This window comes from Gemmatimonas aurantiaca T-27 (assembly GCF_000010305.1).
Classification (GTDB): Bacteria; Gemmatimonadota; Gemmatimonadetes; order Gemmatimonadales; family Gemmatimonadaceae; genus Gemmatimonas; species Gemmatimonas aurantiaca.
On record NC_012489.1, the window covers coordinates 3339671 to 3352953 of the forward strand.

The following is a 13283-nucleotide window of genomic DNA, read 5'->3' on the forward strand; positions in this document are numbered from 1 at the left end:
GTGAGTGATCTGCAGATCCCGTTGCCGCCGTCGACCATGAACGCGGCCCTCGATGAAGAGCTGCGCGCGCTCGAAGCGGCCGGCCTCAAGCGCGCCCTGCGCCAGGTGCATCAGCGCCGCGCCGGCACGGTGCTCTTCAACGGCGAGCGCGTAGCCGACTTTGCATCGAACGACTACCTCGGTCTGGCCGCCGACCCACGTGTGGCACGTGCGGCGTGGGCCGTGTTGCAGGCCGAAGGTACGGGTGCAGCGGCGGCGCGTCTCATTTCGGGCAATCACCCGATTCACGAGACGCTCGAACACACACTGGCCCGTCTCAAGCGGGTGGATTTCACCCTGTTGTACCCGTCGGGGTACATGGCCAACGTGGGCGCCATCGCGTCGCTCGTGGATCGCGGTGATGTGATCTACTCCGACGCGCTCAACCACGCGTCACTGATCGACGGGTGCCGTCTGTCGCGCGCCACCGTTCGTGTATTCCCGCACAACGACATCGCCGCATTGGGCGCCATGCTCGAAGCGGAGCGACATCAGTATCGTCGCGCGCTGATCGTGGTGGAGGGGGTGTTCTCCATGGACGGCGACCTCTTCCCGCTCGACCAGCTCGTGCCCCTCGCGCGCCGGCATCAGGCGTGGACCTATGTCGACGATGCCCATGGCACTGGGGTGCTCGGGGCCACCGGCGCCGGCACGCTCGAACACTTTGGCGTGGGTGGCCAGGTCGATGTGGTGGTCGGCACGCTCGGCAAGGCACTGGGCACCGTGGGGGCGTACGTAGGCGGTTCGCAGGAATTGGTGGAGTTGCTGGTGAGCTGTTCCCGATCGTTCATCTTCACGACGGGCACACCGCCGGCGATGGCGGCCGCGACGCTCGAAGCACTGCGACTGGCCGAGGTGGAGAGCTGGCGCCGCGATGCGGTGCGGGAGCGGGCACGCCGCCTGCGGCAACGCCTGCGTGGCGCGGGACTCGATGTACCGGGCGAGAGTGATGGCCATGTCGTGCCGGTGCACATCGGTGATCCTGTGCGCACGATGGAAACGGTGGCTGCACTGCGTCGTCGCGGCTTTCTGGTGGGTGGGGTGCGTCCGCCCACCGTGCCGGCCGGAACATCGCGGCTTCGCATCTCCCTCTCGGCGGTGCATCCCATGGAACTGGTCGACGCGCTGGCTGCCAACCTTCTCGACGTGTTGCGAACCCGATGAGCGCATTTGACGAGCCGGATGACGATTTCGATCTCGAGGACATGAACGACGAGACGGAGTCCGACGCGGGTGCGATGTACGATGACGGCGACGAAGACGACGCAGCCCCGCCCGGCGAGCCGGCGGATCTGCAGCGCCAGCACATTCTGCTGCACGACACGGCACACGTCTGGCATCCGTACACGCAGCATCATCAGGCTCCGCTGCCCGTGCCGATTGTCCGGGCCAAGGGCAGTTGGTTGTATGACACCCACGGCAAGCCTCTGCTCGATGCCATCTCGTCGTGGTGGGTGACCACCCACGGTCATTGCCAGCCGGAGATCGTGCAGGCGATCACGGATCAGGCAGCATCGCTCGACCAGGTGATCTTTGCCGGCTTCACACACGAACCGGCCACCGCACTGGCGGCCGAATTGGTGGGCCGTCTGCCCCGTGGTCTCACACGCATCTTCTACTCGGACGACGGTTCGACCGCGGTGGAAGTGGCGATCAAATTGTCGGTGCAGTCCTTCGCGAATCGTGGTCAGTCGCGCCGTCTGATTGCGGCGCTCGACCATGCCTATCACGGTGACACGTTTGGCGCGATGGCCGCCGGCGCACGCAGCGTGTTCACGAACATGTACGAGCCGCTGCTGTTCGATGTGGCCCGCTTGCCCGATCCCTCAGAAGGGGACACGCTGGCTGCGCTGGATGCACTGATCGCCGCGCGTGGCAAGGAACTCGCCGCCGTGATCGTGGAGCCGTTGCTCATCGGCGCGGGTGGCATGCGTGTGTGGGATGAATCGGTGCTGCAGGGTATCCGCGAGCGTACCAGCGCCGCCGGTGTGCATCTCATTGCCGATGAAGTGCTCACGGGTTTTGGGCGCACGGGGCCGTTGTTTGCCTGCGACCGGGCCGATGTGCGCCCCGATCTGCTGTGCATGTCGAAGGGACTCACCGGTGGGTTGCTCCCGCTCGGTGCTACGGCCGCCACGGAAGACATCTTCGACGCGTTCAGCAGCACCGATCGTCGCAAGACATTCTTCCACGGCCACTCGTACACCGCCAATCCGATTGCCTGCGCGGCCGCACTGGCGTCACTGCAGCTCTTCGACGAAGACAGCGAAGACGAGCGTGTGCGCATCGAAGTGGCGCATATGCGGCATCTGGCGACGCTCGAAGGCACCAAGGGTGTGCGGGCGGTGCGGCAGATTGGTACCGTGGCGGCGGTGGAGCTCGATGCACCCGATGGGTATTTGAGCGATATCGGACGTGAACTGGCCGCCTTCTCGCTCGAACAGGGCATTCTGCTGCGCCCGTTGGGCAACGTGGCCTACTGTCTGCCGCCCTACTGCACCACCGATCGTGAGATCGATGCGGTGTACGCCGTGCTGCAACGTTTCCTCGATGGTGAGCGTGCGGCGCCGATCGGCACCGGCGGCCCGTTCGATGACTGACCACGTGGTTGGGCTGTGAGCGCGGTGTTGCGCCTTGGTATCACGGGCACGGACACTGGTGTCGGCAAGACAGTGGTGGCCTGTGCCTTGGCGGCGCGTGCCCGGCAGCTCGGAGTCCGTGTGGCCGTCATGAAGCCGGTGGAGAGCGGTGTCGACGCCCGGGATGTGTCTGGCGACGATACCGCCGGCGTTCCGCGCTCCGATGCGGCGCGTCTGATGCAAGCCGCGGCCAGCACGGCGCCGATCGATCTGGTGCGCCCGTATGTGTACACCGATCCTGTGGCGCCCATGGTGGCCGCGCAGCGTGAAGGGCGTCCGGTGCAACTCGTGCAGCTCGATCGGTGCCGAGCGGTGCTGGAAGTCGACCAGGAGTTGCTGCTCGTGGAGGGGGCCGGCGGGATTCTCGTTCCCCTCGACATCGACACCAGTTATCTGGATCTTTTCCAGCGATGGGAGGCCGAAGTGGTGGTGGTGGCTGGCAACCGGCTGGGCGTGCTCAATCACACGCTGTTGACCGTGCGGGCGCTCCAAGGGGCCGGACTGACCATACGGGGTGTCGTGCTGTCGGCGCTCACCCCGCCCATGTCACCGTCTGGCACCGATGAGGCCCGCGCCACGAACTTCGAGGCGCTGGGCCAACTGTTGCCACGGGTTCCCCTGTTTCAGTTTCCGTGGGTGGCGCAGGTGGATGATTCCGAGGCGCTGGCTCTGGCGGCCGCGACTTCGGGAATCGACCGGCTCCTGCCGCGTGTGCGCACCTAGAGTGACACGCGCTTCTTTCTTGTTTGCCGACTGACCGACTCTTCCGATGACCGATCGTTCTTACGACTGGCAGCGACTCGCCGATCGCTCCCTGGCTGGTGATGTACTGACGCGCGATGAAGCGCATGCCGTGCTCACCGCCTCCGACGATGTGCTGCTCGATCAGTTGGCCGCCGCGTATCGCGTGCGCCGAGCCACGTGGGGTAACCGCGTGCGCCTGCACTTCCTGCTCAATGCCCAGAGCGGTTTGTGTCCTGAAGACTGCGGCTATTGCTCGCAGTCGAAGATCTCCACGGCCGAAATCGAGAAGTACCCGATGCTGGCCCAGGATCGCATCATGGAAGCTGCCGATCGCGCCGCGGCGCTCAAAGCGGGCACGTTGTGCATGGTGATCTCGGGTCGTACGCCGGGTGAGCGCGTGTTTGGCAAAGTGCTCGACGCGGTGCGCGCGGTGCGGGAAAAGCACGATCTCAAGATCTGCGCCTGCCTGGGCCTGCTGAACGAAGAACAGGTGCTGCGCCTCAAGGACGCGGGCGTGGAGACGGTGAATCACAACCTCAACACGTCGGCCAACTACACGCCCGAAGTGGTGGGCACACACACGTTCGAAGATCGTGTGAACACCGTACAGGCCGTGAAGGCTGCCGGCATGAAGACATGCAGCGGTGGCATTCTCGGCATGGGCGAAAGTGATGACGACGTGATCGACCTGGCGTTGTCGTTGCGTGAGCTCGACGTGAAGAGCGTGCCGGTCAACTTCCTGATCCCGGTGCCAGGCACCAGCTTCGCCGGCATTCGTGAGCTCGACCCGCGCCGTTGCCTGCGCATCCTGTCGCTGTACCGTTTCCTGTTGCCGACACAGGAAATTCGCATCAGCGGTGGCCGCGAAGTGCACCTGCGCAGCATGCAGGTGATGGGCCTCTATCCCGCCAACTCCATCTTCGTGGGTGACTACCTCACCACGCAGGGGCAGACGGCGCGCGATGACATGCGCATGATCGAAGACGCGGGCTTTGTGCTCGAGACCCCCGACGGTGAACCGCTTGTGGGGGATCCATTCGAAGGCGTTCCCGAGGAGTATCCACGCGCTCCGCTGCCGCTGGTCGAGGTCTGATCAGGAGGTCGACACCGCTGTCGTGAGATCAGAAGAGTCCCACTGGCCGCTCCAGGCCGTGGGACTCTTTGTTCTCCACGTAGTGCCTCGCGACGGGGCTTGAAGCGTTGGCGAGGCATAGGGGCCGCCTGCGGCGGTGATACCGGCAGGATCAACTGCTGGATGAACAGCAGGATCGACCACTGCTATTGATGAACGCCTGCGTGCGATTTGAATAACCACTGAGCAACCACACACTGAGTGCTTTCCCGCAGTCCATCCAAAACACTCTTGGGCAGCACTGCAGAGTGGATGGTCGTCCACACGGCTCGCCCATCCGGCTGTTGATCCTGCCGGTATCGCCGCCGCAGGCGGCCCCTCCAGCTTTCCGACGATCAAAAACCAGGCAACGCGCGAAGCCCTATTCGTTCACGACCTGCGTCAGCGCCTGCACGAACACTTCCTCAGGCTGCGCGCCGCTGATCCCATAGCGGCCATCGAGTACCGCAAACGGCACCCCCTGAATGCCAAGCCGCGCCGCTTCCCGCTGGCTCTGCTGCACGTCGAGATCGTAGCGACCTTCGTCCACGATCTGGGTGAGATCGGCCTCGGAGAACCCCGCAGCGCGCCCCAGTTGCCGCAGCGTATCGGCGTCACCGAGATCGGCACCCTCGGTGAAGTGCCGGGCATAGATCGATTCGACCAGTGCCCAGGTATCACCTTCGGTTTGCTGGGCATGCACCACCAGGCCGTGCGCTCGCGCGGTGTTGGCCATGCGGGTGATTCGGTCGAAGTGGAACACGCAGCCGTCGGGCGCACCGGCTTCGGCCACCCGCGCGAACATGGGTTCGGCGCGCGCACGGCCACCGAACTTGTTCTCGATCACCTCTTCCCAGTCACGCCCTTCCGGCGGCAGCGACGGGTCGAGCTGGAAGGGACGCCACACCACATCAAAACCGACGTGGGGGTGGGCTTCCTGCACCACGGTCAGTGCGCGCCACAGGCGACGATCGCCGATCCAGCACCAGGGGCAAACGAGGTCGGCATAGAGCTCGACACTCACCAGTTTCGTGAAGGCCATGGTATGGAGTGTACGTTTGGGAACCCATGAACTGCAGTCCCGTGTGCCTGCTTCGTCCTCCGCACCGCCGTCCATGTCCATCGCCGATATCCGTACCGACTACCGCCAGCGTTCCCTGTCCGAGCAGGACGTGGCGGGCGACCCGATCACCCAGTTCCTGGCCTGGTTCGATGAAGCGCTCGCCGCCCAGGTTCTCGAACCCAATGCCATGTGCCTGGCTACTGCGACTCCCGACGCCTATCCCTCCGCGCGCATGGTGCTGCTCAAGGGTGCGGACGCACGCGGGTTCGTGTTCTACACCGACTATCGCAGCCGGAAGGGGCAGGAACTGGCCGACAATCCCTGTGCGTCGCTGTGTTTTTTCTGGGGTGAGTTGGAGCGGCAGGTGCGTATCAATGGCGCCGTGCAACGCGTGAGTCGTGCCGAGTCGGACGAATACTTCCAGTCGCGCCCACTGCCCAGTCGGATCGGCGCCTGGACGTCGACACAAAGCAGTGTGCTCGATTCGCGCGAAGTGCTGGAGCAGGAACTCGCCGCCAACACCCAGCGATTCGACGGCGCATCGGTGCCGCTGCCAGAGCATTGGGGAGGCTTCCGTGTGGTGCCGGAAGAGATCGAGTTCTGGCAGGGCCGGGCGAGCCGTTTGCACGATCGTATCCAGTACCGGCGGGAAGCAGGACGCTGGGTGACGCGGCGACTCTCTCCGTGAGTATGGCGCTGGACCAGCCCGGACTATGCGCCGTGGCTGGTCGGCCAGCCGCAGGGAGCACGTTGTAACCTGTACACGACGACTCCCGTATGTGTGGCACCGAGTTCGGTTGTGGCGCCCAATTGCCGGCGACGCACCGTTGTCCTCTTCGATGTCATACTTCAGGAGTTTCAATGTTCTCGCATCGTGCTTTCGGCACGCGCGCGGCCACATCGGCCATCGCGCAGTCTTCGCAGTTTTCCGCACTATCCGCGCTCGTAGCGCGCCTGTGCATTCCGCTCGCCCTGCTCGGCCTGGCCCCGTCGTCTGCTCACGCGCAGTTCGGCAAGCTCAAGGATCTGGGCGCGCGGGCAGCCAAAGAGGCTGCCGCCAAGAAGGTGATTGAAGCCGCTGGTATGGAGTCCGCAACGGGCTCCAGCGTCGGTTCCAGCAGCAGTGCTTCGGCCCGCGTGACGTACGATATCACGGCCGAGCGTCTCGACGCCGTGCTGGCCGCCCTCACGCCGTTCGTGGAAGACGCGAAGATGCGTGCCGCCGCGAAACAGCAGATGGATGCGTTCAATGCCAAGCGCACTGCCTACGAAGAATGCGCCGCGGCATCAGCCAAGCGCGCGATGACGATTTCGCCGGAAGGTGTTGAGCGCTCGGCCGCCTTCACCGCCAAGATGGCCCCCATGCTCGAGCGCTACAGTGCGATTTCGCAGGATCCCAGCAAGAAGCGCGAGATGCTGATGCTGCAGGACTCCATGACAGTGCTTTCCGTGCAGGGTCAGGTGGCACTGGTGGGTGGCAAGTGTGGCACACCGGTGCATCGCACACTGGCCATTGTGGATGCGGAGATGGCGGAAGAGCGGACCGGTGACGACGGACAGTTGCAGGTGCCCGCGGCGCAGCGGGCCGGTATGACCACGTCGCAGTTCGGCCGTATTCGCGAGCGCATCGCGCTGTGGGCGTTGATTCAGGAGGGGCATGCGAAGCCCACCGAAGGCCGCTTCACCGACGCCGAATCGCAGGCGCTGCAGGTGAAAGCCAGCGAACTCAAGACGCTGGCGCCATTCTTCCGTGATGGCTCGTTGTCGTGGACGAACTGGGGTGACCTCAAGGGCTGGTAACGCGCGTAGCGTTGGCGGGCGTATGCCACTCGTGAGCAGGCTGGTCGCATGTGCGGCCGGCCTGCTGCTTCCCGCATTCGTGAGTGTGCCGAGCGCACTCACCGCGCAGCGCGCTCCCGCGGTGAGTCGGATCATAGCCATGCCGTGCACCACGGCCACCGCTCCGGCAGTCCGATCGGCAGCCCGGCGGACGACACTCCGGTGGAAAGGGCGTGATGTGCGGTGGGCTGAGTGGCCGGTGCAATTGGGCGCGCGTGGTATCTCCACGACCGTGATCGTGGTGGACATCGATCCGGCGCGCATTGCCCTGACACTCGAGATCGCACGTGACGGTGACGCGCTGGCGCCGTGGTCACTCGACAACGCGCCCAAAGATGCGGTGATCGCCCTCAATGCCGGCCAATTCACCGATGATGGTCCATGGGGTTGGGTGGTGCATCGTCAGCGCGAATGGCAGGCGCCAGGCGTGGGGCCCTTGTCGGCCGCGTTCGTGATCGACACCGCCGGACGCGCCGCCATCCTGCGGGCGGACGAGATTGCCGAGGCCAGACGCCGAGGGGGATGGGAGGAGGCCCTGCAGTCGTTCCCGCTCATCCTGAACGACGGCGCGCTGCCCCCCGGATTGTGCGCGCCGGGCGCTGTGGATCTCGAACATCGTGACATACGTCTCACACTGGGTGTGCTGCCCGATGGCCACGTGCTGCTGGCTCTCACCCGGTACGCCGGGGTGGGCAGCGCGGGCAATCGGCTGCCGATCGGACCGACGACCGGTGAGATGGCCACCATCATGCGTGAGTTGGGCGTGGCACGTGCCGTGATGCTCGATGGCGGCCTGTCGGCGCAATTGCTGGTGCGTGACGGGCCTGTCACAACACAATGGCATGGGCTCCGGCGTGTGCCCCTCGCCCTGGTGGGTCGAGTAAAAGCCGAGCTTGCGCCGACACCAACGGGCCGTTGATTTCGCGTGTTGCCTTCTTCGACGGAGAAGACCTATGCGAATGTCCTGTTCATCGACCCGCCCCGCCATGCGATTCACCACACTCGCCAGTGCCGTTGGCGCGACCTTCCTGCTGCTGTCGTCGGCCACGCCAGCGCATGCGCAACTCGGCAAGCTCAAAAAGATGGGTGCCGAAGCCGCCAAGAAAGCGGCCGATGAAAAGCTCACCGGTAAAAAGGAAAGCGCGTCGCCGGCCACTGGTAGCAGTGCGGAAAGCAGCGCATCGGCCACGGCCTCCGATGCGGCCGCCACCAAGGCGCCGACGGTCAGCTACGCGCTCACCGAAGATCATGTCGGACTGGTACTGACGGCCCTCACCCCACGTCTCGATGCCGCGCGCAATCGGCAGGCGTTGGTGAAAGCGCGCCGCGAGTATGCGCTCAAGGACAGCGCCAACAAAGCCTGCTTTCAGAAGCTGAGCTCCGGTGGCATCGACCCGAACGCGATGATGGCCGCGTCGAAGAAGAACGCGGTGGCCATCGAGCGGATCGACAAACAGACGGGTAGCATGCAGACCCGTCTCAGCACCGCAGCAGGTTCGCAGGACCGCCGCGCCATGCACTACCTGCAGGACAGTCTGAACACGCTGCAGATGCGTTCTGCCGCACTCAAGATGGGGTCGTCTTGCACGGCGGATTTCCGTCCGGCGGTCCTCATCGAAGCCGACATTGCGGCGAATGGCATGTCGGGCGACTTCGATCCGGATCGCGGTCAGTTCGATCCGGCGGCCAGTGTGAAGGACAAGCTGACCACGACGCAGTTTGGTCGCCTGCGTGAGCGCATGGCGCTGTGGGCGCTGCTCCAGGAGACGCCGTCGCTCAAGGTTGGCAAGGACGGCGTGTTCACCGACGAAGAGCAGGCGGTGCTCACGGCTCACGCCGCCGAGATCAAAGCCCTCACACCGTACTTCCGCGACAATTCGATGCGCTGGAAGGACTGGGGTGACGTGAAGAACTGGAAGTAACCGCGCGTTGCCACGTGCCTAACGGGCCGCCGCCGGATTTTGCGGCGGCGGCGCCGAGTTCACCAACAGTGCCGCTCGCGCTTCCACCGTTCCAAACAGTACCTGCGGCTCGCTGGGCGCCGCGAGCTTCCCGGACCGCGGTTCATTCGTGATGAACAACTGTGTCACCCCGGTGGGTGAGGTGGGCATCTCGATGCCCGGCACCAGCACGGCGCCCGCTTCGTTGGGCGAGATCTCGATGATCGGGGTGGAGACGCCATCGCGCAGCATCCATAGCTGATAGCTGCGATCGGGCGGCAGTGGTGGCAGCCCGAACACATTGATAATGGCCCGGCCTTCGCGCGCGTTCCAGAAGAACTGCGCTGCCGCATCCGTGGTGGGATGGCGCAGGTTGACCAACACCACCGACGCCCGCCCACCAAGCAACGTGACGGTGAGCCGTTCGCGTTCGGCCAGTCGTGCCTCGCTGCGTGAGAGCAGCACACGATTTTCGCGCAGACGCGTATCGAGTTCGGCATGCGCACGTCGTGTGGTGGCCGCGAAATAACTCACCCCGACGAGCACCAGAAACAACGCACCCGCCGTCCACCAGCCGACGAGGGGCATGGTATTCGAACGGGCCTCCACACCGCTCATCGCGAGTGGTGTCAGGGCGCGCGTGGCGCGGCTGTTGCGGGACATACGTACCACCGGCGCACTGATCGGCGTGTGCACCTCCACGGTGTCGTCATGCCGGCGGCCTTCGTGCCGCCGTTCCTGCTGGCGGCGATCTTCATCTGGCTGATGCTGGCCATCGTCGACGCGACGATCATCACGACGACGATCTCCGCCGCGTCGATCGATCGTGGGAGCCGTGGTTTCCAGCGGTGGTGCCGCGGCAGCCTGCGCCATCACCGCATGGACCTGCGTGAGGATCCGATCGAACAACCCGTCAGGTGGCTCCACCGGCTGCGCACTGGCCAGCATGTTCACGGTGGCCTGACAGGCTTCGAACTCGCCACGCATCACCGAGGCGTTTTCCGGCGTGCGCAGCGCGCGTTCATAGTCGGTGCGCTCCTCGGGCGTGAGTGCGCCAAGGACATAGGCCGGCATCGTGCCTCGGAGCGCCTCCAGCGAGGTGTACTCACTCACAACGCCTCCCGCTTCACGCGCAGTGCACGCATTCCCATCTCCACATGCCGCCGCACGGTGCCGACCGGAATCTGCAGGCGATCAGCCACATCATGCTGCGTGTAGCCGCCGAAGAAGATGAGGGCGATGGCCTGCTGCGTCTCCTCGGGCAATGCCAGCACCAGCGGTGATGTGCCATCGGTCAGCACATCGTGCCGTTGTTCATCACCAGCACGCGCCAGATCGAGCGCCCGAAGCCGCGCGATCGTCGTCAGCCACCCCAGCACATTGCCCCGCACACCGCGATAGCGTCCGGCATCACGCCATGCCTGCGTGAAGGTCTCCACGGTCGCCATGGCGGCACGTTCGGGGTCGCCGAGCATGCGCAGCACGAGGCCGTACACGGTGGCGCCGTGCCGATCATAGAGGTGTCGCAAGGCGAGTTCGTCGCCACCAGCGATGGCTTGCAGGCAGGTGACGTCGGATTCAGCGTCCGACGGCGGTGGGGTGTCTTCAGAGGTCACGGCGGAAAGGTATCGCCGTCACCGCGCGGAGGGGACGCGGAAATGCATCAGCCGAGCGACAGGGCCGTCTCGCCTCAGCTCCGTCCCATGAGTTCGTCCCGCAACTTCACATAACTTTCGTACCGGCCTGGCGATACGTCCCCAGCTTCCACCGCTTCGCGGACAGCACATCCCGGCTCGACGGTGTGAATGCAGTCGGCAAACCGGCACGCCGACAGCAGCGGACGGAATTCGGGGAAACACGAGGCCACCTGCCCCGCCTCGATCCCCCACAGCCCGACTTCCCGCAGCCCGGGGGTGTCGGCAATGAAACCGCCGTGTGGCAGCGGATGCAGCATCGCTCCAACGGTGGTATGCCGCCCCTTGTTCACGGCATCACTGACAGCGGCCGTGCGCAGATCGAGCCCGGGGAACAGCGCATTCATGAGCGACGACTTCCCCACACCGGACGGACCAGACAGCGCAGAGCTGCGATGCTCCACTTCGTCGCGCAGTGCCTCGAGCCCTTCCCCCGTGTGGATACTCGTGTGATGCACCGGATAGCCGGCCGCCATCTGATCGGCGAACAACGCGGCCGACACCTCAGGAGACACCAGATCGGCCTTGTTGATCACGATGCGCGCCGAGAGCCCGTTGGCCTCGGCAATCACGAGGAACCGATCGAGCATGCGCGGATGCGGGTCGGGCCGCGCCGCCGCGAACACCACCAGCACCTGATCGAGATTGGCCACCACGATGCGTTCGCCATAGCGGCCACCAGGCATGCGGCGCGCCAACTTGCTGGTGCGTGGATGAATGTCGGTGATCGCCCATGTCTCGGCATGCTGCGCGTCGCGGGCGATGGTCACACGATCACCAACGGCCAGCTTGAGCGCGCCGTGCGCTTCGTGCTTGAGGCGTCCACGCATGGAAGCCGAGAAACGCTCCCCCTGTTCTGTGTACACCTCCCACACACCACCCGTGCCCTGCACCACCACGCCCGTGGTCGATGTGGTCATGCGCCCCGTCCGCGGATCAGAGCGTCGAGCGTGGCTTTGACGGACGTCAGTGGCATCGCGCCAAGCTGATGGCGTACGGCAGCCTCGGTAGGACCGGTGACAATGAAGGCGGACTCGAGATGCCCCTGCACTTCCGGTTCGCCGTGCCCCCAGCGCACAAAAAACAGGTAGCCACCCCAGGGTGCGGCCCGATCACCGGTGGTATCGGCCAGGATGTCGGCAGAATACGACTGCCCGTCGACGCCCTCGAACGCGGCAGGGCGGCGGTGCACGGCCATGTAGCCGCCCAGCGTGCGTTCATCTCCCGCGTCATGATCAGGCGGGATGTGATGCCCATGATGTTCGCTCACGATGACTTCAGCGACGGAAACTCTCTTTCACAATGTTCCCTGCCATGAACGCGATGTTCGCAGGACGTTCTGCGAGCCGTCGCATGAGATACGGATACCACTGACTGCCAAACGGTACGTACACCCGCATACGGTAACCTTCGCGCACCACCTGTTCCTGCAGGTCGCGGCGCACACCATAGAGCATCTGGAACTCGAAACGATCTGGCGCGATGCCTTTCTCCTTCGCGAACCGCTTTGCCTCGGCGATGATCTTTTCGTCGTGTGTGGCAATGCCTGGGTAGCGGCCGTGTTCCATCAGACGGTGCATCGCGGCCACGTAGTTGCGATCGACGTCAGCCTTGTCGGGGAACGCCACGTCGGGCGGCTCGAGGTACGCCCCTTTGCAGATACGCACGCGACACGGCAGGGCGTTGGCTCGCTCCACATCATCGAGTGTACGCCGCAGCGCACTCTGCAGCACCACGCCCACGGTATCCGGAAAGTCCGGAAACAGCCGCTGCTCGAAGGTGTCGAGCGTGCGGTCGGTGTAGGCGCTCGACTCCATATCGAGGCGCACGAAGCTGTCGTACTGCTTCGCACGGGCCAGCACTTCGCGCACGACCTCGACCCCCAGCTCGTCCGAGATGTCCTGACCGAGGGCCGTCAGCTTCACGGAGACATTCGCGTCCAGCTTTCGTTCAGCGATGCGATCGAGCAGTTCGAGATACTGCCGACCCGTTTCCCGGGCCTCGGCCTCATTGTGCACGCTCTCGCCAAGGAGATCGAGTGATGCAGTGATCCCCTTGGCATTGAGCTGCGTCACGGCGTCGAGCGCGGTGGCGATGGTCTCGCCGGCCACGAAGCGCGATGCCATCTTGCGCGCGAAGCCGACGTTCTTGATCAGGTTGAAAATGCGCTGTTGGCGCGAGAGGTACAGCAGTCCCGTGCGAAGCATGCGATCG

Annotated in this window: 14 protein-coding genes; 8 read left to right on the plus strand and 6 right to left on the minus strand. The window is 64.8% G+C overall.

The genetic code is table 11. From position 1 onward, the window contains the following. Genes bioF through bioB form a run of 4 tightly spaced genes read left to right on the plus strand, consistent with a single transcriptional unit; the run spans position 1 to position 4515 of the window. Entirely contained in the window at positions 1-1203 is a 1203-nt protein-coding gene (gene bioF, locus GAU_RS14565; protein ID WP_169307697.1) for an 8-amino-7-oxononanoate synthase, read from the plus strand. Next, positions 1200-2639: an adenosylmethionine--8-amino-7-oxononanoate transaminase gene (locus GAU_RS14570; protein ID WP_197525988.1), complete on the plus strand. Its 1440-nt coding sequence runs from the start codon at positions 1200-1202 to the stop codon at positions 2637-2639. The genes bioF and GAU_RS14570 overlap by 4 nt, the downstream gene beginning before the upstream one ends. Before the next feature lie 15 nt (positions 2640-2654). Further along, the gene (bioD, locus tag GAU_RS14575; protein WP_015894653.1) at positions 2655-3401 is read left to right on the plus strand and encodes a dethiobiotin synthase; all 747 of its coding nucleotides are present in this window, start codon (positions 2655-2657) and stop codon (positions 3399-3401) included. A gap of 46 nt (positions 3402-3447) precedes the next feature. After that, positions 3448-4515 carry a biotin synthase BioB gene (gene bioB / locus GAU_RS14580; RefSeq protein ID WP_015894654.1) on the plus strand — a complete coding sequence of 356 codons (1068 nt, stop codon included), beginning with the start codon at positions 3448-3450 and terminating at the stop codon, positions 4513-4515. Positions 4516-4915: 400 nt separating this feature from the next. Here the strand turns inward: bioB and GAU_RS14585 are convergent, their stop codons facing one another. Continuing rightward, complete coding sequence (locus GAU_RS14585; RefSeq protein WP_015894655.1) at positions 4916-5575, minus strand: DsbA family oxidoreductase; 660 nt, start codon at positions 5573-5575, stop codon at positions 4916-4918. Positions 5576-5648: 73 nt separating this feature from the next. Between GAU_RS14585 and pdxH the strand changes: the two genes are divergently transcribed. The 4 genes from pdxH to GAU_RS14605 all read left to right on the plus strand — a co-directional run bounded on the left by pdxH (position 5649) and on the right by GAU_RS14605 (position 9357). After that, complete coding sequence (gene pdxH, locus GAU_RS14590; RefSeq protein WP_015894656.1) at positions 5649-6284, plus strand: pyridoxamine 5'-phosphate oxidase; 636 nt, start codon at positions 5649-5651, stop codon at positions 6282-6284. 173 nt (positions 6285-6457) lie between these two features. After that, positions 6458-7396, plus strand: a complete 939-nt coding sequence (locus GAU_RS14595) for a hypothetical protein (RefSeq protein ID WP_015894657.1) — start codon at positions 6458-6460, stop codon at positions 7394-7396. 31 nt (positions 7397-7427) lie between these two features. Further along, positions 7428-8354, plus strand: a complete 927-nt coding sequence (locus GAU_RS14600) for a phosphodiester glycosidase family protein (protein WP_169307698.1) — start codon at positions 7428-7430, stop codon at positions 8352-8354. 34 nt (positions 8355-8388) lie between these two features. Beyond that, positions 8389-9357: a hypothetical protein gene (locus GAU_RS14605; protein WP_015894659.1), complete on the plus strand. Its 969-nt coding sequence runs from the start codon at positions 8389-8391 to the stop codon at positions 9355-9357. 18 nt (positions 9358-9375) lie between these two features. On the opposite strand, the gene GAU_RS14610 is transcribed toward GAU_RS14605, so the two are convergent. From GAU_RS14610 to GAU_RS14630, 5 genes are all read right to left on the minus strand, one after another. Beyond that, positions 9376-10488 (minus strand): anti-sigma factor domain-containing protein, encoded by a 1113-nt coding sequence (locus tag GAU_RS14610; RefSeq protein WP_015894660.1) that lies wholly within the window; start codon positions 10486-10488, stop codon positions 9376-9378. Further along, complete coding sequence (locus tag GAU_RS14615) at positions 10485-10991, minus strand: RNA polymerase sigma factor (protein WP_015894661.1); 507 nt, start codon at positions 10989-10991, stop codon at positions 10485-10487. Before GAU_RS14615 ends, GAU_RS14610 begins: the two co-directional genes overlap by 4 nt. A gap of 74 nt (positions 10992-11065) precedes the next feature. After that, positions 11066-11989: a ribosome small subunit-dependent GTPase A gene (gene rsgA, locus GAU_RS14620; protein WP_015894662.1), complete on the minus strand. Its 924-nt coding sequence runs from the start codon at positions 11987-11989 to the stop codon at positions 11066-11068. Continuing rightward, positions 11986-12339, minus strand: a complete 354-nt coding sequence (locus GAU_RS14625) for a hypothetical protein (protein WP_015894663.1) — start codon at positions 12337-12339, stop codon at positions 11986-11988. The genes rsgA and GAU_RS14625 overlap by 4 nt, the downstream gene beginning before the upstream one ends. A 7-nt stretch (positions 12340-12346) precedes the next feature. Further along, positions 12347-13276, minus strand: a complete 930-nt coding sequence (locus GAU_RS14630) for a proline dehydrogenase family protein (protein ID WP_015894664.1) — start codon at positions 13274-13276, stop codon at positions 12347-12349. Positions 13277-13283: the final 7 nt, after the last annotated feature.

What these genes read in the sequence shown, in the direction of transcription:
- rsgA (WP_015894662.1), bottom strand. Translation starts at nt 11,989, where the DNA reads ATGACCACATCGACCACGGGCGTGGTGGTGCAGGGCACGGGTGGTGTG.
- GAU_RS14585 (WP_015894655.1), bottom strand. Translation starts at nt 5,575, where the DNA reads ATGGCCTTCACGAAACTGGTGAGTGTCGAGCTCTATGCCGACCTCGTT.
- GAU_RS14630 (WP_015894664.1), bottom strand. Translation starts at nt 13,276, where the DNA reads ATGCTTCGCACGGGACTGCTGTACCTCTCGCGCCAACAGCGCATTTTC.
- GAU_RS14595 (WP_015894657.1), top strand. Translation starts at nt 6,458, where the DNA reads ATGTTCTCGCATCGTGCTTTCGGCACGCGCGCGGCCACATCGGCCATC.
- GAU_RS14570 (WP_197525988.1), top strand. Translation starts at nt 1,200, where the DNA reads ATGAGCGCATTTGACGAGCCGGATGACGATTTCGATCTCGAGGACATG.
- GAU_RS14605 (WP_015894659.1), top strand. Translation starts at nt 8,389, where the DNA reads ATGCGAATGTCCTGTTCATCGACCCGCCCCGCCATGCGATTCACCACA.
- bioB (WP_015894654.1), top strand. Translation starts at nt 3,448, where the DNA reads ATGACCGATCGTTCTTACGACTGGCAGCGACTCGCCGATCGCTCCCTG.
- pdxH (WP_015894656.1), top strand. Translation starts at nt 5,649, where the DNA reads ATGTCCATCGCCGATATCCGTACCGACTACCGCCAGCGTTCCCTGTCC.